17 protein-coding genes and 5 tRNA genes are annotated in these 22,277 nt (G+C 68.4%); 10 read left to right on the top strand and 12 right to left on the bottom strand.

The features are described from left to right. Positions 1 to 106 precede the first annotated feature (106 nt). Positions 107 to 487 (bottom strand): response regulator, encoded by a 381-nt coding sequence (locus tag HDC36_RS04720; RefSeq protein WP_179564854.1) that lies wholly within the window; start codon positions 485 to 487, stop codon positions 107 to 109. 134 nt (positions 488 to 621) lie between these two features. On the opposite strand from HDC36_RS04720, the gene HDC36_RS04715 reads away from it, so the two are divergent. The 5 genes from HDC36_RS04715 (at position 622) to HDC36_RS04695 (ending at position 1,748) form a co-directional block, all read left to right on the top strand. Then, positions 622 to 708: transfer RNA gene (locus tag HDC36_RS04715), tRNA-Leu, on the top strand. Between the two features lie 534 nt (positions 709 to 1,242). Then, positions 1,243 to 1,318 (top strand) — tRNA-Ala (locus HDC36_RS04710). A gap of 48 nt (positions 1,319 to 1,366) precedes the next feature. Beyond that, a tRNA-Glu gene (locus HDC36_RS04705) sits at positions 1,367 to 1,442 on the top strand. Between the two features lie 106 nt (positions 1,443 to 1,548). Further along, positions 1,549 to 1,624: transfer RNA gene (locus HDC36_RS04700), tRNA-Ala, on the top strand. Between the two features lie 48 nt (positions 1,625 to 1,672). Continuing rightward, positions 1,673 to 1,748: transfer RNA gene (locus HDC36_RS04695), tRNA-Glu, on the top strand. Positions 1,749 to 1,845: 97 nt separating this feature from the next. On the opposite strand, the gene HDC36_RS04690 is transcribed toward HDC36_RS04695, so the two are convergent. From HDC36_RS04690 to HDC36_RS04670, 5 genes are read right to left on the bottom strand one after another with little or no spacing between them, the layout of a single operon-like run. Then, complete coding sequence (locus HDC36_RS04690; RefSeq protein WP_255432588.1) at positions 1,846 to 3,726, bottom strand: alpha/beta fold hydrolase; 1,881 nt, start codon at positions 3,724 to 3,726, stop codon at positions 1,846 to 1,848. Further along, the gene (locus tag HDC36_RS04685; protein WP_179564852.1) at positions 3,723 to 6,812 is read right to left on the bottom strand and encodes an efflux RND transporter permease subunit; all 3,090 of its coding nucleotides are present in this window, start codon (positions 6,810 to 6,812) and stop codon (positions 3,723 to 3,725) included. Before HDC36_RS04685 ends, HDC36_RS04690 begins: the two co-directional genes overlap by 4 nt. Next, on the bottom strand, positions 6,809 to 7,924 hold the full coding sequence (locus HDC36_RS04680) for an efflux RND transporter periplasmic adaptor subunit (RefSeq protein ID WP_255432587.1): 1,116 nt from the start codon (positions 7,922 to 7,924) through the stop codon (positions 6,809 to 6,811). Before HDC36_RS04680 ends, HDC36_RS04685 begins: the two co-directional genes overlap by 4 nt. A 19-nt stretch (positions 7,925 to 7,943) precedes the next feature. Then, on the bottom strand, positions 7,944 to 8,747 hold the full coding sequence (locus HDC36_RS04675; protein ID WP_225209670.1) for a MipA/OmpV family protein: 804 nt from the start codon (positions 8,745 to 8,747) through the stop codon (positions 7,944 to 7,946). Positions 8,748 to 8,772: 25 nt separating this feature from the next. Further along, entirely contained in the window at positions 8,773 to 10,230 is a 1,458-nt protein-coding gene (locus tag HDC36_RS04670) for an efflux transporter outer membrane subunit (protein ID WP_179564846.1), read from the bottom strand. A 114-nt stretch (positions 10,231 to 10,344) separates the two neighbouring features. Here HDC36_RS04670 and HDC36_RS04665 point away from each other — a divergent pair, with 114 nt between their 5' ends. The 5 genes from HDC36_RS04665 (at position 10,345) to HDC36_RS04645 (ending at position 17,268) form a co-directional block, all read left to right on the top strand. Then, positions 10,345 to 11,034, top strand: coding sequence for a response regulator (locus tag HDC36_RS04665; RefSeq protein WP_179564844.1), 690 nt, complete (start codon positions 10,345 to 10,347; stop codon positions 11,032 to 11,034). Next, the gene (locus tag HDC36_RS04660) at positions 11,031 to 12,218 is read left to right on the top strand and encodes an ATP-binding protein (RefSeq protein ID WP_179564842.1); all 1,188 of its coding nucleotides are present in this window, start codon (positions 11,031 to 11,033) and stop codon (positions 12,216 to 12,218) included. The genes HDC36_RS04665 and HDC36_RS04660 overlap by 4 nt, the downstream gene beginning before the upstream one ends. Positions 12,219 to 12,329: 111 nt before the next feature. After that, positions 12,330 to 13,019, top strand: coding sequence for a TetR/AcrR family transcriptional regulator C-terminal domain-containing protein (locus tag HDC36_RS04655; RefSeq protein WP_179564840.1), 690 nt, complete (start codon positions 12,330 to 12,332; stop codon positions 13,017 to 13,019). Positions 13,020 to 13,108: 89 nt separating this feature from the next. Beyond that, positions 13,109 to 14,203, top strand: coding sequence for an efflux RND transporter periplasmic adaptor subunit (locus HDC36_RS04650; RefSeq protein ID WP_179564838.1), 1,095 nt, complete (start codon positions 13,109 to 13,111; stop codon positions 14,201 to 14,203). Next, the gene (locus tag HDC36_RS04645; RefSeq protein ID WP_179564836.1) at positions 14,200 to 17,268 is read left to right on the top strand and encodes an efflux RND transporter permease subunit; all 3,069 of its coding nucleotides are present in this window, start codon (positions 14,200 to 14,202) and stop codon (positions 17,266 to 17,268) included. The genes HDC36_RS04650 and HDC36_RS04645 overlap by 4 nt, the downstream gene beginning before the upstream one ends. A gap of 207 nt (positions 17,269 to 17,475) precedes the next feature. Here HDC36_RS04645 and HDC36_RS04640 read toward each other — a convergent pair whose 3' ends face one another. The 6 genes from HDC36_RS04640 to HDC36_RS04615 form a co-directional block, all read right to left on the bottom strand. Further along, positions 17,476 to 17,682, bottom strand: a complete 207-nt coding sequence (locus HDC36_RS04640; protein WP_179564834.1) for a hypothetical protein — start codon at positions 17,680 to 17,682, stop codon at positions 17,476 to 17,478. 84 nt (positions 17,683 to 17,766) lie between these two features. Beyond that, a complete protein-coding gene (locus HDC36_RS04635; RefSeq protein WP_179564832.1) occupies positions 17,767 to 18,018 on the bottom strand; it encodes a hypothetical protein in 252 nt (83 codons plus the stop codon). Beyond that, entirely contained in the window at positions 18,015 to 19,352 is a 1,338-nt protein-coding gene (locus tag HDC36_RS04630) for a TFIIB-type zinc ribbon-containing protein (RefSeq protein ID WP_179564830.1), read from the bottom strand. Before HDC36_RS04630 ends, HDC36_RS04635 begins: the two co-directional genes overlap by 4 nt. 19 nt (positions 19,353 to 19,371) lie before the next feature. Next, complete coding sequence (locus HDC36_RS04625; protein ID WP_179564828.1) at positions 19,372 to 20,523, bottom strand: SPFH domain-containing protein; 1,152 nt, start codon at positions 20,521 to 20,523, stop codon at positions 19,372 to 19,374. A gap of 233 nt (positions 20,524 to 20,756) precedes the next feature. Further along, the gene (locus HDC36_RS04620; RefSeq protein ID WP_179564827.1) at positions 20,757 to 21,032 is read right to left on the bottom strand and encodes a hypothetical protein; all 276 of its coding nucleotides are present in this window, start codon (positions 21,030 to 21,032) and stop codon (positions 20,757 to 20,759) included. Positions 21,033 to 21,358: 326 nt separating this feature from the next. Beyond that, positions 21,359 to 21,991: a Crp/Fnr family transcriptional regulator gene (locus tag HDC36_RS04615; protein ID WP_179564825.1), complete on the bottom strand. Its 633-nt coding sequence runs from the start codon at positions 21,989 to 21,991 to the stop codon at positions 21,359 to 21,361. Positions 21,992 to 22,277 lie beyond the last annotated feature (286 nt).

The following is a 22,277-nucleotide window of genomic DNA, read 5'->3' as shown; positions in this document are numbered from 1 at the left end:
GACGCTGTTGGCGGGCAGCCAGACAGGAGGGGGCGATCGGTCATGAGCGTTGATGGCGATATCCCTCGAATCGATCCCTGCAGGGCAGGCTCCCGATCCGGGATTCTCAAGGGCGAGCGGTCATTTTCGCGTGAGCATCGCCCAGCGCCTTGATCAGCTGTTCCGACAGATACGGCTTGGTCAGCACCACTCCGGCGGCGAAACCGGCAGGAAGCGATTCGGCCGCCACGCCGGTGGCCAGTACATACGGGATCGCACGCTCGGTCAGCATCCGCGCGACCGCCTCGCTGGTCTCGCCGGCGGCCAGGCGGAAGTCGAGCACCGCCCGATCCGGCCGTTCCTGGTCGATCAGCAAAAGCGCTTCCCGCACCGACTCGGCCGGGCCGATGACGTCTGCCCCGGCCTGGGCAAGCTGCAATTCCAGCAGCGTGGCGTTCATTTCGTCGTTCTCGACCACCAGGATACGCAGGCCCCGCAATGCCGACATCGCTTGCTCGTTAAGGTTTGGGAACGGAAATTATAGCGGCAGCCGCGATGGCGCTGGTTGGATCGCGATCCCAACGAAGATGAAGGATTTACCCCTGTCGCAGGCCGTTGCGGTCGGCTATACTTCGCGGCCGCGCCGAAGTGGCGGAATCGGTAGACGCAGCGGACTCAAAATCCGCCGCCCTTAAAAGCGTGTGGGTTCGAGTCCCACCTTCGGCACCAGAAACCTACGGCAGCTTCGGCTGCCGTTTGTTTTTTGCGCGATGGGTCGTGGGAGCTCTGCACCGACCTGCGCTTGTGCCGATGGCGCTGGTCCGCGACGAGCGCATCGACACCATGGCTTCTGGAAAGGGGGCGCCGGCCGTTTGCGTTTGCGGAGGCGAGCGGGGCATCTGTCCGCTCCTCACCGAGGCGGACCCTGGATCCGGATTGCCACCAGCGCCTCGACCCATGCCGCGGACGCGAACTCCCGCGGGACGCCGATGCGAAGTTGGTCTTACACATCTCTAGGTGTGCGGTGGACGAGGCAGTGCTTCGCTGTCGGCCCGGCATGTCTGATCATGCACACCGATATCGCCTGGCTGCTGGCGATCGAATGCGATCGAAGGGCAGTGCAGCGAGGCGATGGACGCATGCGGTCGGCGCTTGCGCCAGCCGATCGCCTAAATCGCACGCTCCGCCGCGTTAAAAAAACTTCAAAAAACGCTTGCGCAGGCAGGACGCCGTCGCTAATATTCCGCTCCTCGCAGCACACGTGGGGCCATAGCTCAGCTGGGAGAGCGCTTGCATGGCATGCAAGAGGTCGCCGGTTCGATCCCGGCTGGCTCCACCAACTTTTTCGGGCACTAGGCCTGTCCGCAGAAGCTACATCGTTATCAGCGTCCCCATCGTCTAGAGGCCTAGGACATCACCCTTTCACGGTGGCGACCGGGGTTCGAATCCCCGTGGGGACGCCATTTTTATTTGCAAGAAACCTGAAGTCCGGCGATGCCGGACTTTTTTTGTGCGGGGTTTGTACATGCCGCCAGAATCGAGTAAGATTCCGCTTCTGCCAGTACACGTGGGGCCATAGCTCAGCTGGGAGAGCGCTTGCATGGCATGCAAGAGGTCGCCGGTTCGATCCCGGCTGGCTCCACCAACTTTTTCGGGCATTAGGCCTGTCCGCAAAAGCTACATCGTTATCAGCGTCCCCATCGTCTAGAGGCCTAGGACATCACCCTTTCACGGTGGCGACCGGGGTTCGAATCCCCGTGGGGACGCCATCTACACCAAGACACCCGGCGCTGCCGGGTGTTTTTTTGTCTGCGTTTCGCGCGCCGCCGGCACCCGGTCGGCGGCGTTGTCGCTCGCCGCTGCGGTTCAGCGCAGCAGCTTGCGGATCTGCAGGATGGCCTGCGGGGTTTCCTGCACGCTGTGGCCGGAGGCGATCACGGTTTCCGACGCCGCACCGTCCAGGTGCGCGCTCCAGTAGGGCACGAAGCCGTCGTCCGATTGCGCCAGCGGCACGCGCGGATCGCGGCGGGCGATGATCGAGTGATAGCTCACCTTCGGCGAAATCTTCAGCTGCGCCGCGGCTTCGACGAAGTCGTCGTGGTCGTCGAGGTTGTCCATGCTGGTCGGCAGCTTGCCGACCAGGCCGGTGCCGGTGATGTCCTTGAACTGGTCGAGAACGCGCGCGGGCAGGCCGATCAGGCGTCCCACCAGGCTGCCGAGCATGCCGGTGGCATGCGGGGTGCCGCGATGCGGCGAGGCCAGGAAGATGGCCTCGGAGACTTCCGGCATCGGCTCGAAGTGCAGCATCGGCGACAGTGTGTCGCGCAGCGTCCGCATCGCCTGCGGCGCGAGCGTCGCGTTGCCGAACAGGCGCTGCCAGAGCCGGTCGCCGTCGCTGGAGGACACCATCAAGCGTGCCAGCACGCCGCCCATGCTGTGCCCGACCAGCACCATGTCGTGCGTCGAGGCGCTGCGCCGTTGCGGATCGAAATGGTCCAGCGCCTGCTCCAGGCCTTTGCGGATTTCCATCTGGTTGTAGGCGATCGGCAGGTTGGTCGGGTAATAGACCAGCCAGATCTGATAGCGGGCGCGCAGCTGTTCGTCGCCCAGCAGTTCGTTGGCCAGGTTCACCCAGGCCTCGGGACTGCTGGCCAGGCCGTGCAGCAGCACCAGCACCCGGCGGTCGGGATCGTAGGGTTGGGTCAGGAAGATGTGCGGCCGGTCGATGCCATGGGCCATGCCGAACAGCGTGCGCAGCGATTGCTCGGCGAAACCCGAGCGCGCCATCCACACCCCGTAGCCGGCACTGAAGTCGCCGGCCAGCGGTACCGCGTAGCCGCCCAGCGTGGCGCGGGCGCTCAGGTACGGATCGTAGGCTTCCACCCGCACCGCGCGGCTGGCCAGCACCTCGGCCAGCGTGTCGCCATCGAAGCGCAGCAGCACGGTCAGGCTCGGCGTCGGCATTTCGCTGTAGGCCGGGCTCGTCGCGTCCGACGCGCTCGCCTCGTTCCGCAGCGACGTCGCATCCGGCAGCACCGCGACCATCTCCGCGCCGAATCCGTCGCGCCGGTAGACGCTGCGCAGCCCGGTGAAGCGCAGGCCGCTGGCCGGCAACATCGCATCCGGCATCGGCATGTCCTGCAAGGCGCCCAACCGGCTCACGTCCAGCGCGATCCTCCAGCCGGGCAGGGCCGACAGTTCGGCCGCGCTGTCGGCCCGCTGGCCCTGTTGCTGGAAGCGCACGAACAGCGCCGACACTGCCTGTTGCACCGCATAGTTGTAGTAGTCGCGGACCTGGGTCTGGCGGTCCTCGAAGGTGCGCTCGCCAGGCGCGCGCGCGCTGAAGAACAGGTAGGCATAGGCATAACGCGCGGTCTCCAGCCAGGCGCTCAGTGCCGCGTCGCTGCGCGGCTGGCGCTTGGCCAACCGCAGCGAGGCCTGCAACCACAGCTCGGCGACGGCCGCCAGCTTGCGTTCCTGGACCACGCCGTCGTTGTCGAGCAACTGCTCGGCGCATTGCCGGGTCCGCGTGCTGCATGCGCTTTCGCTCAGGCCGATCACTGCGAGCGTCTCGATCGCCGGGATGCTGAGGTGGCCGTTGCCGAGCGGGTCGCCGCGCCTGGCCTGGATGTACTCCGCCGCGCTCACCGGTTTCAGCGTGACCATGGCGCAGCCGCTGGCGCCCGACGCCAGGCACAGCGCGGCGAACATGCGCCAGGCCAGGCGGCGGCTGCGCTGGCCGATCATGCCGCGGCCGTCCGCAGTGCGCTGCGGACGGTGCGCAGCGAGAACAGCAGGTCGTACAGCACCGGGATCACGCCCAGCGTGACCAGCGTGCCCAGCGCCAGCCCGCCGATCATGGTGATCGCCATGCCGGTCCACAGCGGGCCGGCGAACAGCATCAGCGGGACCAGGCCGACGATGCAGGTCAGCTTGGTCATCACGATCGGGCGCAGGCGCTTGACCGCGGCCGCGACCACCGCTTCGTGCCGGTCCAGGCCGTCGGCCAGTTCGGCATCGATGCGCTCCAGCAGCAGCACCGCGTTGTTGACGATAATGCCGGCCAGCGCGAGCAGGCCGAAGGTGGCCATGAAGCCGAACGGGTAGCCGGTGACGAGCAGCGCCAGCGCCGCGCCGATCAGCACGAACGGAACGCTGGCGACGACGATGAACAGCTTGCGGAACGAGTTGAATTGCCAGATGAACAACAGCAGGATCGCGCCCAGCGCATGCGGCATGTACTGCAGCAAGGCCTGGTTGGCCTCGGCCGAATCCTCCAGTTCCCCGCCCATCTCGATGCGGTAGCCCGGCGGCAGGCGCAGCGCGGCGACCTTGCCGGCCAGCGCGGTCACCACTTCGTCGGTGGTCATGCTCGGGTTGTGCCCGGTGACGGTGATGGCGCGGCTCAGGTTGCGGCGCTGGATCGCCGACGGCTCGGAGGACAGGGCGATCTCGGCGATCGCCGACAGCGGCACGGCGGCGGCGCCGGACGCGGGATAGAGCAGGATGCTGCCCGGATCGCTGGTCGCGGCGCGTTCGTCGGCGCCGCCGCGCAGCACGATCGGCACGTTGACGCTGTCGTCGCGGATCACCGAGGCGTCGATGCCGCTGTAGCGCAGTTGCAGGGCTTGGGCGATGTCGTCGCTGCCGACCCCGGCGCGGCGCGCCTTGACCTGGTCGACGCGGACCTCGTAGCGCGGAATGCGGATCTCCCAGTCGTCGCTGACATCGATGGTGCCCGGCAGCTGGCGCAGCGCCTGCGCGATCCCGGCGGCGATGCGGCGCAACTGCGCTTCGTCCGATCCGACCACCCGATAGATCGCCACGCCGGATTCGGTCGAGCCCATCGAGAAGCGCTTGGGCTCGGCGCGCACGGCGGGATAGCCCTGGCGGATGTGCTGGCGGACGCGCGCGATGACCGCGTCGAGGTCGGTGCCGGGGCGCACGCTGACCGTGAAGTAGGCGATGTTGGCCGCGGCCTGCGGCGGATTCAGGCCGAGCACGATGCGCGGTCCGCCGTCGGCGACGTAGCCGATGCTGTCCACGATCTCGGGATTGCGCTTGCGATCGGCCAGCCAGCGGCTGATCGATTGCACGGTGCGCAGGGTTTCGCGCGAATCGCTGCCCGGCTGCAGCGTCACCGGCATCTGGAACTGCAGGCGATCGGACTTGGGCAGGAAGCTGTAGGGAATCGAGCCCAGGATGGTGGCCGCCACCGCCAGCAACAGCAGCATGCTGCCCAGGAACAGCGCCTTGTGCCGGAGCAGGGTTTCGATAATGCGCCGGTAGCCGCGGTACAGCCTGGAATCGTAGTGGTCGGCGCCATCGGCACCTTCGGCATGCGCGCTGCGGTGCGCGCGCGCGAAGTACATGCACAGCAGCGGGGTCACGGTGACGCTGAGCAGCCACGAGCCGAGCAGGGTCACCGCCAGCACGATCGCCAGCGAACGCATGTACTCGTTGGTGCTGGTCTGGCCGAAGAAGAACGGCGAGAACGCGAGCACGATGACCAGCGAGGAGGTCAGCAACGGCAGCGCCAGCGTGCGCCCGGCGGCTTCGCAGGCCTGCCGGCGTTCCTCGCCGGCGGCCAGGCGGCGCTCGATGTCCTCGGCGATGACGATGCCGTTGTCCACCAGCAGCCCCAGCGCCAGGATGATCGCGGCGATGGAGACGGTCTGCAGTTCCACGTCCAGCGCCCGCATCACGATCAGCGTGCCGAGGATGGTCAGCGGCACGATCGCGCCGACGATCAGGCCGGTGCGCCAGCCCAGGAACAGCATCACCACCGCCATCACGATGAGCACGGTCTCGCCCATGACGTGATGCATCTTGCCCATTTCGCGTTCGACCACGTCGGCCTGGAAGGTGACCACGTGCTGGGAAAAGCCGACCGGCAGCATCCGCGCGGTCTCGCCGAGCTTCTGCCGCAGCGCCTGGCCGACTTGCGCGATGTTGTAGCCGGGCGCCATCGACACCGCCACCACGACAGCCGGCTGGCCCTGGTAGATCGCGGCGCTCTCCGGCGGATCGGCCGGCATCAGCGCGATGCGGGCCAACTGCGACAGCGGGATCTGGCGCGCGCCATCGGCACCGGAAACCGAGATCGGCGTATTGCGCAGCTCGTCCAGGGTGCGGATTTCGCCGGAGGTGGTGACGGTCATCGCCAGCCCGGACGCGGCGATCTGGCCGCCGCTGGCGACCACGTTCTGGGTGCGCAGCTGTTGCGCCACCGCGCTGGGCGTCAGGCCGGCCTCGCTCAGCCGGGTCCGCTCGAAGGCGACATAGATGCGGTCCTCGCGCAGTCCGTGGAAGCTGACGCGTTCCACCCCGGGCACGGTGTACAGCTGTTCGCGCATCTGCCGCAGCGGCGCGCGCATCTCGCTGGTGGCGAAGCCGGGCGCGGTCACCGCGATGGAGGCGATCGCGACACGGCCGAAATCGTCGTCGACGAACGGCCCCTGCGTGCCCGGCGGCAACTCGGCGCTCGCATCGGCCGCCTTGGTGCGCACCCGCTGCCACAGCGCGGGCAGATCGTCGACGTCGTCGCGCGCGGTCAGCTGTACGATCGCGCTGCCGGGCCGCACGGTGGTGACGATCTTCTTGATGCCGGTCAGTTCGCGCAGGTGTTCCTCGAGCGGGCGCGCGATCATGTTCTCGATGCGCTCGCTGGGCATGCCGGGAAACGCGACCTGCACCACCGCATCGCGGACGGTGACGCTGGGTTCCTCCTGCGACGGAAAACCCAGGAAGGTGACGATGCCGCCGATCAGGATCAGCGCGGCGGTGAACAGCGCGAAGCGGCTGGAAGCGAGGGTGGCGCGGGTCAGGTTCATGGCGAGGCGGTGCCGGTCAGGCGCGTAGCGGGATGGAAGGGGACGACGGTCTGTCCGTCGCTGAGGAAGGCCGCGCCGGCGGCGACGATGCGTTCGCCGGCGCGCAGTCCCTGGCGGACCTGCACGCGGTCGCCTTCGGCATTCCCGGTCACGATCTGGCGCCGGCGCACGCTGGCGTTGCTGTCCTGGTAGACGAACACCATCGGCTTGCCATTGCCCATGCTCGGCACCAGCGCGCTGAGCGGGACGCTCAATGGCTGCGTTTCGGCGTGGGGCAGGGCCAGCAGCAGGTTCTCGCCGCTTCGCAAGCCAGCGGCGGGATCCGCGGCACTTTCGAACAGCGCCTGCACGGTGGCGCCGCCGTCCAGGCGATCGGACACGCTGCGCAGCCGCAGCGGCAGCGCCTGCTCGGGCGCGCCGGCCCGATACGCCGTCGCCGCCTGGCCGGGATGCAGCGTCGCTGCCAATGCCGACGGCAGCGCGACCGTCACCTGCGCACGCCCGCGGCCTTCCAGTTGCAGCACCGGCTGGCCCGCTGCCACGTTGGCGTCGGGCTGCTGCAGCCGCGCCACCACGCTGCCGTCGAACGGCGCACGCAGCTCGGCCTGGCGCAGGCCGCGGCGCGCCAGCGCCAGGTCCGACTGCGCGCTGCGCACGCGCGCCTGTGCGCTGGCGAAGGCGGTCTTGGCGGCGGTCAAGGTGGTGGCGGACGCGGCGCCGTCCTCGAACATGGCCTGCTGCTGGGCGAGCTGGGTCTGCTGCTGTTGCAGATCCGCCGCCGCGATACGCACGTTGGCCTCGGCCTGCTCGGCACGCAGGCGGATCGGTTCCGGATCCAGCCGCGCCAGGACCTGGCCCTGGCGCACGCTGTCGCCGACATCCACCGCGACCGAGGCGATGCGGCCGCCGCCTTCGAAGCCCAGTTCGGCGCGCTGCTCCTGGCGCACCTGGGCCACGAGGCGATCGTCGGTGCCGGCGCTGCTGCCGACGGCCTCCAGCTTCACCGCGCGCGGGGCTTCCGCAGGCGGCGTCGGGTCGCGGCTGCAGGCGGTCAACGCCACTGCCGCCAGCGGCACGCAGACGCAGAGAAACATCGCAAGACTCGGTTTCATGGGCATTCTATGTGGCGGGTCAGAAGGTGTAGGTCACGGCGCCGATGGCGCTGGCGAAGGCGCGGCGCTGCACGATCGGGCTGCCGTCGGCGTTGTCGACATAGCGCGTACCGGCGACCGTCAGCGAGGTGCTCCAGTGCTTGGACAGCGCGTGGTCCCAGTTGGCGCCGACCGAATAGGCGTACAGGCCGGAGCCGGCGCTGTAGGCGGCAAACCCGCTACGCGCGCTCTGCGCATCGGTGACCCCGAAATAGGCCTGGTTGTAGCGGCGGTCGCCCCAGTGCGCGTCCAGGTTCATGGTCAGCGTGTCGCGGTCGTTCTGCAGCAGGGTGAACTTGGCCCCGGCGCGATAGTTGTTGCGACGCGCACCGTCCTTCAGGGCGAATTCGGCTTCGGCATCCAGCATCAGATACGAGGTGAACTGCTGCGCGATCATGGTGCGGCTGGTGATCGAACCGGGCACGTCGCCCATGCCGGCCAGGGTTCTGGAGCCCGGGCGCCAGCTGCTGTTGCGGTCCAGCCGGCCGAGGTCGTAGCCGAACGACTGGCTGACGTAGAAGCCGCCATCGCTCTGGAATTGCGCGCCTAGGCCACGCACGCTGTCGAAGAACAGCAGGCCGCTCTGCGCCGCGAGCACCGGGGCGAATTGCACGCGGTCGTCCCTGGAGCCGAAGTAGCGCGGCGCCGCCACTGCGGCGGCGCCGATGCTGAGTTCGGTCTGATGGCCGAACAGGCGGAAGCCGGATGCGTCCGCATCGGCGGCGTTGGCCACCAGCGGCGACACGGCGCAGGCCAGGAGCGGGAACAAGGCGATCATTTTCATGGACGTTCTCTTCGACGTGGAGGGATCAGGAGGCGTGCGGCAGTTGCACGCCATAGAACGCGCGGAACAGCGCGATACGGTTGAGGATCAGGTCCTGGCGGGCCTGCAGGTGATCCAGGGCGGCCTGCTCGGCGGCGATGCGTTCGCCGAGCAGCGCGGGGCGATCCTGCAGGCCCTGGGCGACGCGGCGCTGCATGCGTTGGATGCGTTGCCGTTCGCGATCGCGGTTGGCCCGCTCGTGCTGTTCGCGTTGCTGCAGGGCAGGGCCGGCATCGAGCGCATCGGCCACTTCGCGGAACGCCGATTCGATCGCCTTCTCGTAGTCGGCGACGCCGGCCTGCTTGCGCAGCTGCGCGATGTCCAGGTTGGCGCGGTTGCGGCCGAAGTCGAAGATCGGCATGGTCAGTTGCGGAACGAAACTCCAGGTGCGGCTGCCGGCGGCGAACAGGCCGCTGAGCACATCGCTGGCGGTTCCCAGCGAGGTGCTGAGCTTGATCGACGGGAAGAATGCGGCGCGCGCGGCGCCGATGTCGGCATTGCGCGCGCGCAACTCGGCTTCGGCCTGCTGGATGTCCGGACGCTGCAGCAAGACCGCCGAGTCCAGGTCGCGCAGCGCCATGCTGCCCGCGTCGGCCGGCAGCACGTCCTCGAGATCGCCGGCGCTGGCCGGTGCGTCGTAGCCGGCGACCAGTTGCAGCGCGCGGCGCGCGGCGGCGTGGTCGCTGGCCGCCTGCATCGCGCGGACTTGGGCCTGGTCGGTCTGATGGCGCTGGCGGTCGAGCGCGTCGGTGGAGATCAGCCCGACATCGTGCTGGTCGTCGGCGACTGCCAACAGCGCGTTGCTGTCGTCGGCGATGGCCTGGAAACGCGCCTGCGCCTGGGCGGCGGCGCGTTCCAGCGTGTAGGTGCGCAACACCTCGGCGACCAGCGCGCCGCGCGCGGCCTGCTGGCCGGCGCTGGACGCCAGATAGCGCTGCTGCGCGGCAGCGGACAACGCGGCCAGCTTGCCGAACAGATCCAGTTCGAAATCGTCGACGCCGACCGCGGCGGTGACCAGCTTCTGCCCGTAACGCTCCTGCTGCCGCGGATCGTCGTAGCTCTGCCGGGCCTGCTGCGCATCGATGCCGAGCTGCGGCAGCTGCTGCGACCGCTCGATCCGGTATTGCGCGCGGGCCTGCTGCACTTGCAGGACGGTGTTGCGGAAGTCCGGATTGTGCGCCAGCGCCTGCTGCACCAGCGGCGCGAGGTCGTGGTCCGGCGAGAATTCGCGCAGGAACCGCCGTTCCTGCTCCGACAGCGCGACCGCGGGCGCCGCGCTCGCTTGCGGCAGCGGTGGCGCCGCTGCGCCGCCCAGCGTGCTCGGCACGGCGGCCTGCGGGCGCTCGTAGACCGGCGCCAGCGAGCAGCCGCCGAGCAGCACCGCCAGCGCGGCGACGAGGAGGCGAGGGCGGTACGGACGCTTGCCTGCGGGCGATACAATCATTGGGGGTCAGTCGGGGTGGCCAATCTCGAGTGATAGAGTCGGCCGGCAAGTTCAAGCTGGCTTCTAGGAATCTTCAAGATTCCGTCAAGACGCGCGACCAGGGCGGCACAGGGCATGAGTTCCAAGAAGATTCTTGTCGTCGAGGACGACGCCGACAGCGCCAGCATCCTCGAGGCGTATCTGCGCCGCGACGGATTCGACGTCGCCATCGCCGGCGACGGCGCGCGCGCGATCCAGCTGCATGCGCAGTGGAAACCGGATCTGGTGCTGCTGGACGTGATGCTGCCCAAGCTGAGCGGCACCGAAGTGCTGTCGACGATCCGCCGCAGCGGCGACACGCCGGTGATCATGGTGACCGCGATGGGCGACGAGCCGGAGAAGCTCGGCGCGCTGCGCTACGGCGCCGACGACTACGTGGTCAAGCCCTACAGCCCGAAGGAGGTGGTCGCGCGCGTGTACGCGGTGCTGCGCCGCGCCGGGCCGGCCAGGACGAGCGAGGAACCGCTGAAGTACGAGCGGCTCACCGTCGACACCAACGCGGTGCTGGCCACGGTGCAGGATGCCGACGGCCACGACGTACCGCTGGACCTGACCCCGACCGAATTCAACATCCTGGCCACCTTGCTGAAGACGCCGTTCAAGGCCTATACGCGCAGCGAACTGCTGGAAATCTGCCTGCCGGAAAGCGACGCGCTGGAGCGGGTGGTGGACGCTCACGTGCACAACCTGCGCAAGAAGCTGGAGAGCGAACGCATCACCGATGTGCTGGTGACAGTGCGCGCGATCGGCTATCGCTTCCGATGAAATGGCCGTTCGCCCGGCGCAAGGCACACACGCCGCTGTGGCGATGGGCGGGCCTGCGCATGAGCGCGCTGGCGGTGGTCGCCATCCTGGCGATCGTGTTCGGCATGTGGCTGCGCTTCGCGATCTGGGACATCCTCACCCTGCGCCAGATGCCACCGGCGGCGCGCCAGGAGATGATGGAACTGCGCGAGGATCCGCACAGCAACGAGCAGCGCCTGTGGCAGCTGTTCGCACGCTACTACGACGTCGCCGATTTCCTGCCTGGCTTGGCCAGCCGCGACTGGCTGCTGCTGGCGGTGCTGGTCATCGCGTCGATTCCGGTCATCGTGGTGTGCGGGTTGCTCGCGTCGCGGCCGTTGTCGCGCCAGTTCTCCAATGTGGCCGAGGCCGCCCGGCGCATCAGCGAGGGCGACTTTTCCGCGCGCGCCAAGGTGATCCCCTCGGCGCCGGACGAACTGGCCAGCTTCGCGATGGACTTCAACGGCATGACCGCGCAGCTGCAGCAGTACGAGCGCGAGGTGCGCGATTCCAGCGCGATGCTGGCGCACGAACTGCGCACGCCGTTGAACGCGGCGATGGGCCGGGTGCAGGGCATGCTGGACCAGGTCTTCCCGTGCAGCGACGAACAGCTGCAGATGGTCCATCGCCAGCTGGAGCAGATCAATCGCCTGGTCGGCGACCTGCATCTGCTGTCGATGGCGCGCGCCAATCAGCTGATGCTGGAGCCGCACACCTTTCCGCTCGACGTGCTGATCCGCGAGCGCCTGGCCTGGCTGGCGCAGCCGCTGCAGGCGGCGCAGATGGAGGTGGAGGTGCGCGTGCCGGGCGGCGTGTCGATCAGCGCCGACCGCGACCGCATCGGCCAGGTGCTGTCGGTGCTGATCGACAACGCGCTGCGCTATGCCGCGGCCGGCAAGCATCTGCTGATCGAAGTGAGCGCCGGCGCCAACGACATGCTGATCTGCGTCTGCGACCGCGGCCCGGGCGTGACGCCGGAACTGTTGCCGCGGATGGTCGATCGCTTCTGGCGCGCCGAGGATTCGCGTGCCCGGCACTCGGGCGGCAGCGGCCTGGGCCTGTCCATCGCCGCGGCGATCTGCCATGCCCACAGCGGCGCGCTGGAATTCGGCAACCGCGACGGCGGCGGCTTGTGCGCGCGGGTGCGATTGCCGCGAGTGGCGTAAATCCGACTCGGCAACCCCGGACACTGCGGTCGGCATGCCGTGCTGCAGCAGCCCTTGTTCGTGTCCCCTAACACTGTTAGATTTCGCCAAACTAACAGCGTTAGGCTAGGCATGCGCAAGACCCTCGGGCGCGACCAGATCGTCGACGCGGCCTTCCAACTCCTGGACGCAGCCGGCATCGAAGGCGTGAGCCTGCGCAAGGTGGCCTGCCAGTTGGGCATCCGCGCGCCGTCGCTGTATTGGCACTTCAAGAGCAAGCAGGCGCTGATCGATGCCATGGCCGATGCCTTGATCGAGGATGTGGCCCGCGACATCCCGGCCGGCCAACCCTGGCGGGCGACCCTGCGCCAGGTCGCGCATGAATTCCGGCTCGGATTGAAGGCGCACCGCGACGGCGCGCGCGTCTATGCGGGCACCTACATCGCAAGCGATAACGTGCTGCGCCTGGGCGAAGCCATGATCAAGGCACTGGCCGAGGCCGGTGCGCCGGTCGGCTTCGCCGCCACTGCGGCGATGGACCTGGCCTATTACGTCATGGGCTTCGTCATCGAGGAACAGGCAATGCCCGACTATCGCCACCTCGAGGACGTGGGCAAGGCGTTCCTGGCGTTGTCCCAGGCGCGCTTTCCCTACTGCTGGCAGGCCAGGCATCTGCTGACCGAGCCGGATTTCGATCGGCGCTTCGAACAGGGCCTGGGATTGATGCTGGACGGCATCGAACACTGGCTGGCCCAGGCCGACGCGCAACCCGGCCAGCACGGCGACCTCCCTGCCCAGGCACGGGCCGCCGTTGCGCCATGACCGCCATCGCGTCCCGCTTCCCCTCCCGCCAGCCATCGCCAGCGTCCACTCTTCCAGCGCCCTTCCACTGTGGGCTACAGGCGTCCTCCATGCGTATCCAGATTCTGCGTTGTGCTTCCCTGATCCTGATCGGCGTGCTGCTGTCGGCCTGCGGCGGCACGGACAAGAAGGCCGATGAGGCGGGCGCTGCGTCCGCGCTTGCAGTCACCGTGGCGGCCGCGCAGACGCAGACGCTGGCACGCACGGTGGTCGTGTCCGGCCCGGTCTCGGCCTACGAGGAAATGCAGCTCGGGGTCGAACTGTCGGGCCAGCGGGTGACGGCGTTGAAGGTGGACGTGGGCGAATGGGTCAAGCAGGGCCAGGTGCTGCTGGAACTGGACCACCGCACGCTGGACAGCGAACTGGCGCAGGCGGACGCCGCGCTGCACCAGGCGCAGACCGCGCAGGAGCTGGCGCGGCTCAACTACGAACGCGGCGCGAAGCTGGCGGCCGAGCGGCTGGTCAGCGCCAGCAGCCTGGACGAACTGCGCGCCACGCGCGTGGACGCCGAGGCGCAGACCGCCACCGCCCGCGCCAGGCGCCAGGCGGCGCAACTGCAGCGCGACTTCGCGCAATTGCGGGCGCCCGCCGACGGCGTGATCTCCAAACGGCTGGTGCAGGCGGGGCAGGTGGTCGCGGCGGGCAACGAACTGCTGCGCTTGATCCGCGATGGCCGGCTGGAATGGCGCGCGGAACTGTCCGAGGCGCAGCTTGCCGGCGTGGCCGTCGGCAACAGCGTCGAACTGCCGTATGCCGGGCAGACCATCGCTGGCCGCATTCGCGCGGTCAGCCCCGGCGTGGACGCGCAGACGCGCACCGGCACCATCTACGCGGATCTGCCCGCGCCCGGCCCGCTCAAGCAGGGCATCTACGTGGAAGGACGCATCGTCACCGGCGATGGCCGGGCGCTGACCATTCCCAGCGCCGCGATCGTGCAACGCGACGGGCACAGCTATGTGTTCACCGTGGATGCCAGGCAGCACGTGCAGCGCCGGCGCGTGCGCAGCGGCCAGACCGTGCAGGGGCGTACCGAGATCGTGGAAGGATTGAAGGAAGGCGACCGGGTGGTGGTGGACGGCGCCGGTTTCCTGGGCGAGGGCGACCGCGTGCGCGTGGTGACCGAGGCGAAGGCGGCCGCGCGATGAATATCTCCGCCTGGGCGATCAACCGCCCGCTGCCTGCGATCCTGGTCTTCTTCGTGCTGTGCGTGGCCGGCCTGTGGGGCTTCCACCAATTGCCGGTGGCGCGCTTCCCGGACATCGCCTTTCCGATGACCACGGTCACGGTCACCCAGCCGGGTGCCTCGCCCAGCCAGCTGGAGGCCGAGGTCACGCGCAAGATCGAGGATTCCGTGGCCACGGTGACCAACGTCAAGCGGGTGATGTCCACCGTCAGCGAAGGCGTCAGCACCACCACCATCGAGTTCCAGCTCGAGGCCGACCTGGCCACCGCGCTGGACGACACCCGCGATGCGGTGACGCGCATCCGCACCGACCTGCCGCAGGACATCCAGGAACCGGTGATCTCCAAGGTCGACATCGGCGGCTCGCTGATGACCTATGCGCTGGTGGCGCCGCGGATGACGCCCGACGAGGCCAGCTGGTTCGTCGATCGCGAGATCGCGCGCGCCATGTACGGCGTCCCGGGTGTGGCCCGGGTCACCCGGGTGGGCGGCGTGCAGCGCCAGGTGCGCGTGGACCTGGACCCCAACGCCTTGCTCGCCTTCGGCATCACCGCCGGCGACGTGTCCAAGCAGCTGGCGCAGATCCAGGTGGAGCGGGCAGGCGGCAAGGCCGAACTCGGCGGCGCGCAGCAGACCATCCGCACCCTGGGCACCGTGGGCGACGCGCAGGCCCTGCGCGATTTCTCGATCAGCCTGCCCGACGGGCGCGCGGCGCGCTTGTCCACGCTGGCGCGGATCACCGATGCCGCCGCCGATCCCAGCGAAGCCGCCTTGCTGGACGGGCGCGACGTGGTCGCCTTCTCGATGTCGCGCACCCGCGGCTCCAGCGAGGTCGAGGTGGAGGCGGGCGTGCACAAGGCGCTGGACGCCATCAAGGCCGCGCATCCGGGGATCGATTTCCGCCTGGTCACCACCGCCATCGACGAGACCCACCGCTCCTACGAATCGTCGATGACCATGCTCTACGAAGGCGCCGCGCTGGCGCTGCTGGTGGTGTGGCTGTTCCTGCGCAACTGGCGCGCGACCTGGGTCTCCGCGCTGGCGCTGCCGCTGTCGATCATTCCGACCTTCGCGGTGATGCACCTGTTCGGCTTCACCCTGAACATGATCACCTTGCTGGCGCTGTCGGTGGTGGTCGGCATCCTGGTCGACGACGCCATCGTGGAAATCGAGAACATCGTGCGCCATCTGCGCATGGGCAAGCCGCCGTTGCAAGCGGCGCGCGACGCCGCCGGCGAGATCGGCAACGCGGTGATCGCCACCTCGCTGACCCTGGCCGCGGTGTTCGTGCCGGTGGCGTTCATGCCCGGCATCGCCGGCAAGTTCTTCCGCGAATTCGGCTGGACCGCGGCCACCGCGGTGCTGTTCTCGCTGCTGGTGGCGCGCCTGCTGACGCCGATGATGGCCGCCTACCTGCTCAAGCCGCATGGCGAAGAGCAGGCCGATTCGCGGCTGATGCGCTGGTACCTGGGCTGGGTCGACGCGGCGTTGCGCCATCGTGCGCGCACCTTGTGGATCGCCACCGGCCTGTTCGCGGCCTCGCTGGCGCTGGTGCCGCTGATCCCGGCCACCTTCATCCCGCAATCGGACCTGGGCCGCAGCAATCTGAACCTGGAACTGCCGCCCGGTACCCGGCTGCAGGAAACCGTCGCCGTCGCCGAGCGCGCGCGCGCGTTGCTCAAGGACATTCCCGAACTGAAGCAGGTCTACACCGCGGTCGGCAGCGTGCTCGACCTCGGCGATCCGAACGCCACCGGCGTGGGCGAGGCGCGCAAGGCCACGCTGGTGCTGGACTGGGGCGTTGCCGACCACCGCGAGCGCGACCAGCGCGTGCTCGAGCGCGAGGCGCGCGCGCGCCTGGCGGACATGCCCGGCGTGCGCGTGAGCTACGTGAGCTCGGAACCGGGCAATCTGTTGCAGCTGGTCCTGGCCGGCGACGACCCGCAGCACCTGCAGGACGCCTCCACCGCCCTGGAGCGCGACCTGCGCGGCATCTCCGGACTGGGCAGCGTCACCTCCACCGCGTCGCTGCTGCGGCCGGAGATCCAGATCGTCCCCGATCCAGCGCGGGCCGCGGACATGGGCGTGGCCACGGCCACCATCGCCGAGGCCGCGCGCATCGCCACCGCCGGCGATTACGAGCAGCGCCTGGCCAAGCTCAACCTGCCCGACCGCCAGGTCCCGATCCGGGTCGGCTTCGCCGAATCCACCCTCGCCAACCCGGCCCTGATCGGCCAGTTGCGCGTGCCGGGCCGCTATGGGCCGGTGCCGCTGGCCGCGGTGGCGGAGATCCGCATGGGCAGCGGCCCGTCGCAGATCTCGCGCTACCAGCGCCAGCGCAACGTCACTCTCACCGCCGAACTCAACGGCCGGCCGCTGGGCGAGGTGATGGAACAGGTGCAGCAGCTGCCCAGCGTGAAGCAGCTGCCGCCGGGGGTGAGCTTCCTCAACACCGGCGATGCCGAAGTGTTCGTGGAGCTGTTCGTCGGCTTCATGCTGGCGATGGCCGCCGGCCTGGTCTGCATCTACATGGTGCTGTTGCTCCTGTTCAACCATGCGCTGATGCCGATCACCATCCTGGTCGCGGTGCCGCTGTGCGCCGGCGGCGCGTTCGGGGCCTTGCTGCTGACCCAGAACATGCTCTCGCTGCCGGCGCTGATCGGCTTGCTGATGCTGATCGGCATCGCCACCAAGAATTCCATCCTGCTGGTGGACTACGCGGTGATGGCCGAGGACGAGCACGGCATGAGCCAGCACGACGCGCTGATCGACGCCTGCCGCAAGCGCGCCCAGCCCATCGTCATGACCACCCTGGCGATGGGCGCCGGCATGATGCCGATCGCGCTGGGCTTCTCCGGCGATTCCAGCTTCCGCGCGCCGATGGCGATCGCGGTGATCGGCGGCCTGATCACGTCCACGCTGCTGAGCCTGATCGTGATCCCGGCCGCGTTCACCCTGGTCGACGATCTCGGCGAGTGGATGTCGCGGCGCTTCCGCCACCGGTCGTCGCATTCGGCTGCCGGTTGAGCAAGGCTGCCCAGGTGCGCGCAACGTGCGCGCGCGCTCGCGTGGCCGCAACGGCGGTGCGCGACGCGGGCGTCGACGGCGGCCCGATCGCGGCGGATTTGGCGGTAAAGTTGTGCCTGGCCGTTGCAACCGGCCAACCTGGATTTCCATGACCGGACGAACGCATTGACTGCAAAGCGCCCAGCCGGCCCGACCGGCACGACCCGTTCACAGTGGCAGGCGATCGAGCGAGCTGCGGAAGAGGAACTGCAGCGCCGCACGCGCGAGGCGCACGCGGCGATCCTCGCATTGCTTCAGCGCCATGCCCAGGATTTCAGCCCGCGGCAGATCGCGGGGCTTCGGCGACGCTTGCGCAAAGGGCGTTGAGCGCAGGAACGGGCATGCGAACCGATCGGCGCGGAAGCATCGCGCCATGGATGGATCGTCGCGTCGAAGCGGTGCATCTCGGGCCTGCACCGCTGCCCGCCCCCTTGGCCGGGCATGGAGCTGGACAGCGCCTCAGCCAGTCTCCCGCTGCACGCGCGCCCGGTACGCGCGCACGTTGTCGCCGCGGATGCGCCGGTCCTGCGTACCCGTCACCGTGCCGACCTTGCTGTCCGAGCCGGTCACCGGCTTGGCCTCCACGCTCGTCTCCCGCTCGAAGGCATGCGATTTGTCGGTGTTGCGGTAGTACCGGTACAGGGCCCAGTACAACGCGCTCGCGCCGGCCGGGCCGGCCAGCAGCAACCAGAGTCCACTGTCGTCGCTCATGAGGTGGTCACCACGATCCAGAGGGCGATGGCTTCGATGACGCTGCCGGCGGTGAGCGCGGCCAGCAGCAGCTTCCACTGCTGCACCGGCACGCTGCCCATGGTCTCGCCGGTGCGGCCGTTCACCGCGATGTAGTGCAGCATTCCGCCGTTGCGGCCGGGCTGGTGGTACGAATACAGCCACACCGGCAGGTACATCGACACCCAGCGCGTGCCGTGGACCTCGAGCCGCTCCTGCTCCCAGCGCACGCCGCGGTCGTAGCGGTCGACGGAGTCCTCGACCTGGGCGCGGGCGATCGACAGCAACTGGTCTTCCAGCCGCGGCCGCAGGTGTTCGACGTCGCGGTTGCGCTTTTCCGAGGTGAAGCCCGCCAGGTACGACGCGTTCCACTGCACCGCGTTCTTGGTGTCGAACGGCAGGATGGTGTTGATGATGTTGTTGGTGTTGGCCTGCGCATCCAGGTTGCCGCGTTCGGAAGACGATTCCAGCGGCAGGTCGTCCACGGTGAAATCCACGTGCCGTTGCACCTGGTACACGTCGGCGTCGTAGTACGTGGTCTTGTTCTTCTCGGTGCCGCGCGTGTATTCGCGGGTCTTGATCTCGCCCTTGCCGGCCACGCTGGCGCTCACGTTGCCGTCGACGATCATGTAGGGCAGGTACACGCCGACCACGTTCTCGGGCGTGAATTGCTCCTTGAAGGCCTTCAGCGCGAACAGGCGCCGCTTGTCCACGAACTGGCGGATGCGCGCGACCGCATCCTCCTTCTTGATGTGGAAGGGCAGCACCGCGTCGGGCACCGCGCCGTTGGCGACCTGCTCGTTGACGCCGAACACGTGGCGGCACCAGTGGCAGCGCGCAGTCATCGTGCTCTCGGTATTGACCGTGACCTCGGCACCGCAGCCGCTGCACTTGAAGCTCATCAGGCTGGCCGCGTCGGCGGCGATATCGCGCGCGCCGGAGGCGATGACGGTGCCGCGCAGCTCGCCGATGCCGGCGCCGAACCCGAAGACCTCCTCGACCCGCGCGCCATGCCATTCGTTGCGGCAGTACTGGCAGACCAGCAGGTCGGTGCCGAGCTTGGGACGGATGTCGGTGGCGCCGCATTTCGGGCAGCGGTTGAGGCCGTCCTTCAGCTCGTTGGCGGCGGTGTCGATGGCGAGCGGATCGGGCGCCTGCAGTTCGTCGCGGATCGGCGCGGGCAGGGTGGCCGGATCGAGCGGAAAGCTGCCGGGCAGGGGCGGCACGTCCTGCGGCGAACCGGGTCCGGTCACGGCCGCCGCAGGCAAGGGCGGCGGCACCGGCGGCAACGGCGGCGGGGTTCTGGAATCGGACATGATCGCGGCGTCCGGCGGCTTACAGGCCCAGCGCCTTGGCCTTGGCCGCGTCGTAGTCGCTTTGGGTGATCAGGCCCAGGTCCAGCATCTCCTTGGCCTTCTTCAGCTTGGCCACCGCATCGTCGGCGGCCGGCGCGGCGGGCGCGACCGGCTGCTGCAGACCGCCCACGCCGCCGACCATGCCCGTGGCCATGCCGACCCCGACCAGGCCCGCGGCGCCGCCATGCTCGCCCGCCGACTGGATGCCCTGGGCGACGCTCGCCTGCAGGTTGGAGTTGCCGCGCGCGCCGGCCAGCGCATCGGCGCGCTGCACGGTCTTGAGCAGTTCCCGCGTGTTCGCGTCGTACTCGATCGACACGATCGCGGTCTTGACGATGGCCAGGCCGCGCTCGGAGCGCCACTGGTACGCCTGCTCGACCGCATCGGACAGGCTCTTGGCGAAGCCGAGCGAATCCTGCTGCAGCTTGGTGATGCGGTTGCCCTTGCCCGGGTCGTTCGTGTACAGGCTGAAGGCCGGCGCCAGCGACCCAATCACCTCGTTGAACAACTGGTTGGCGGCGGCGTTGTCGAGGTCGGTGAAGTCGAACACCTGGCCCGGCTGCAGATAGCGCGCCGGCACGAAGTTCTTCACGAACAGGATCGGGTCGACGATCTTCAGCGTATACGCGCCGCGCGTCACCGCGCCGACCTGGGTGCCGAGGAAGCCGTCGTCCCAGTAGATCTCGGACTGCGTGCCGAAGCGATTGTCGGGCAGCTCCTTCAGCGAGACGAAGAACGCGGCCTGCTGCGACCCCGGCTGGCCACCGAACTTGAAGCGCTCCCAGCTCTGCCGGATGAGCGGCGCGACCAGGCCGTCGCCGGCGAAGATCGACTGCGAATTCGGATCGTCGGAGCGCCACTCGTAGCCGCCCGGCTCGGCGACGAAACCGGTGATCGCACCGTCCTGGATCAGCAGCAGCCCGTAGCCCTCGGGCACCACGATCTTCGACCCGTTACTGATGATGTTCGACGACGCGCCGGTGTTGGAACCGCGCCCGGCATTGGTGCCGTGCGGCACCGCGGCGAACAGCGCCGCCGTCGCCGGCAGGCCGGCCGGCACGGTGTAGAAGTCCTTCCACTGATCGGCGAGAACGCCGCCGACCGCACCTGACACTGCCTGGACGAGACCCATGACAACTCCGTTTGATTCGTGGACGGGCACCATGCCCATCGTGCTGGCCGGACTATATCAGCAGCGGGCACCGGGCGAGGGAGGGCGCGGGTCTAGCGCCGGGGTGTCGTTGGCTTTGTGCCGAAGAGGCCATCGCGGTACGCGGCACGCCAAAAACAAGGCCCCGCGCGAGCGGGGCCTTGTTCGAGGGACGGGGCTTCAAGGCGCGGACCGGTGCAACGCCGGTATCGGCCTTACGGCAGATTGCACTTGAGCTTGCCGTCCACATAGTAGGGCTTGGGGACATCCGGATTCTGGCTGGTCTTCTCGAACACCACCTCGAACGATTCGAGATCCGGCGTGCCCTTGCGCGACGTGCAGGCCTCCTGCAGCTTCTGCTTCACCGCGGCGATGCCGGCGTCGCGATTGGCGCCATCCGCGCTGTTGGTCAGGTTGACGACCTCCGCCGATGCCAGTGGGCTCAGGCCGAGCAGGCATCCGGCGAACACGAGTACGTGCAGCTTCTTCATGGAGTCTCCTTTGCGATGTCGATGTCCGTTGGCGGCCGGCGACGTGGTATGTGCTCCACGATCCACGCGAGGGCGTGGCGGGCATCGTCCGGCGCGTCGGTAGGATAGGGGGAGCGGGTTAAGGCTTCGTGGGGACAGCGTTGGACCGAGGGAATCGCCCACTGCGGTCGCGCGCTTCTTTGCCCACCTGGTGCCGGCGCAAAGCACGCTGGTCAGTGCCGGCGACACGGTGAAGGTGGAACGCAATCGTGGCAGCCAGCGATGCCGCGCTTCCTTGGCGATGCGAAACGGCGCGCAGCCTCTCGATGCAGCGATCGAACGGGTGGCTACCATCGTCCAGGAAGAGGCTTGACCAGAACCAACCGCGCCCCTTCGTTCTTGGCGATGAAACCGCCTCGCAGCAGATCGCGAATGACGTGGTTGACCATCTCGCGCGTCGCGCCGACCCGCGCGGACATCTCGCGCTGGGTCAGCGCGGCGGGAATGAGGCGCTGCCCGTCCTGTTCGACGGCCTCCGCGTTCAACAGATCCACCAGCCGTTCGTAGACGCCGCTGAGCGCGAGGCTGCGCGCCTGATCGGTGGCATGCCGCAGGCGCCTGATCAAGGTCACGATCAGGAACTCCGCGAACGCCGCATTCTTCTCCATGAACGCGCGGAACTCGGCAAACGCGATGACGATGCATTCGGATGGCTCGGCGCTCTTGACCGAGGCGGATCGCCGACCGCCGTCCAGCAGCATCTCGCCGAAGAATTCACCCGGCCGCATGACGTTGTAAACCAACTCGCGGCCCCTGCTGTCGCACGTGAACACCTTGAGCTTGCCGCTGACCAGGATGTACACGGCGTCGGCCAGGTCGCCCTCGGAAACCAGGATGTCGCGGGGGGCGTAGCGGCGCGTTTCACCGACCGCAACCAGCTTCTTCAGAAGTTCCTCGGGAATCAGACTGTTCGGTTCCATGACCATCACGTCCCGGTAGCCTGGAGGTGCGCGGAAAGCTCTGCCCCCCAACGCAGACGGCAAGGCTGTGAACTATTTCCATTGCAGCCACGTTGGATCCGTGGTTTTTTAGCACACCAGGGGATGCTGCTCGGGAGGATGATTCCACCAATCCGTAGACAGGCGAGCCTTGGGGAAGAGGCTCGCGCTCGCTTCGAGGCAGCGGTCGGCTACCAAGCCGATCGTTGCTCGGAGCCCGGATCCGGCAGGAACATCCATCGGGGGCATGAGGGGCGAAATGCCGGAT

This window comes from Xanthomonas sp. JAI131 (assembly GCF_013410075.1).
GTDB lineage: Bacteria > Pseudomonadota > Gammaproteobacteria > Xanthomonadales > Xanthomonadaceae > Xanthomonas_A > Xanthomonas_A bonasiae.
This window is presented reverse-complemented; position numbering and strand designations above follow the sequence as displayed.

Bases quoted from the DNA above. Each gene is read 5' to 3' on its own strand.
- HDC36_RS04720 (WP_179564854.1), bottom strand. From the start codon at position 487: ATGTCGGCATTGCGGGGCCTGCGTATCCTGGTGGTCGAGAACGACGAA.
- HDC36_RS04690 (WP_255432588.1), bottom strand. From the start codon at position 3,726: ATGATCGGCCAGCGCAGCCGCCGCCTGGCCTGGCGCATGTTCGCCGCG.
- HDC36_RS04685 (WP_179564852.1), bottom strand. From the start codon at position 6,812: ATGAACCTGACCCGCGCCACCCTCGCTTCCAGCCGCTTCGCGCTGTTC.
- HDC36_RS04680 (WP_255432587.1), bottom strand. From the start codon at position 7,924: ATGAAACCGAGTCTTGCGATGTTTCTCTGCGTCTGCGTGCCGCTGGCG.
- HDC36_RS04675 (WP_225209670.1), bottom strand. From the start codon at position 8,747: ATGAAAATGATCGCCTTGTTCCCGCTCCTGGCCTGCGCCGTGTCGCCG.
- HDC36_RS04670 (WP_179564846.1), bottom strand. From the start codon at position 10,230: ATGATTGTATCGCCCGCAGGCAAGCGTCCGTACCGCCCTCGCCTCCTC.
- HDC36_RS04665 (WP_179564844.1), top strand. From the start codon at position 10,345: ATGAGTTCCAAGAAGATTCTTGTCGTCGAGGACGACGCCGACAGCGCC.
- HDC36_RS04660 (WP_179564842.1), top strand. From the start codon at position 11,031: ATGAAATGGCCGTTCGCCCGGCGCAAGGCACACACGCCGCTGTGGCGA.
- HDC36_RS04655 (WP_179564840.1), top strand. From the start codon at position 12,330: ATGCGCAAGACCCTCGGGCGCGACCAGATCGTCGACGCGGCCTTCCAA.
- HDC36_RS04650 (WP_179564838.1), top strand. From the start codon at position 13,109: ATGCGTATCCAGATTCTGCGTTGTGCTTCCCTGATCCTGATCGGCGTG.
- HDC36_RS04645 (WP_179564836.1), top strand. From the start codon at position 14,200: ATGAATATCTCCGCCTGGGCGATCAACCGCCCGCTGCCTGCGATCCTG.
- HDC36_RS04640 (WP_179564834.1), bottom strand. From the start codon at position 17,682: ATGGCGCGATGCTTCCGCGCCGATCGGTTCGCATGCCCGTTCCTGCGC.
- HDC36_RS04635 (WP_179564832.1), bottom strand. From the start codon at position 18,018: ATGAGCGACGACAGTGGACTCTGGTTGCTGCTGGCCGGCCCGGCCGGC.
- HDC36_RS04630 (WP_179564830.1), bottom strand. From the start codon at position 19,352: ATGTCCGATTCCAGAACCCCGCCGCCGTTGCCGCCGGTGCCGCCGCCC.
- HDC36_RS04625 (WP_179564828.1), bottom strand. From the start codon at position 20,523: ATGGGTCTCGTCCAGGCAGTGTCAGGTGCGGTCGGCGGCGTTCTCGCC.
- HDC36_RS04620 (WP_179564827.1), bottom strand. From the start codon at position 21,032: ATGAAGAAGCTGCACGTACTCGTGTTCGCCGGATGCCTGCTCGGCCTG.
- HDC36_RS04615 (WP_179564825.1), bottom strand. From the start codon at position 21,991: ATGGAACCGAACAGTCTGATTCCCGAGGAACTTCTGAAGAAGCTGGTT.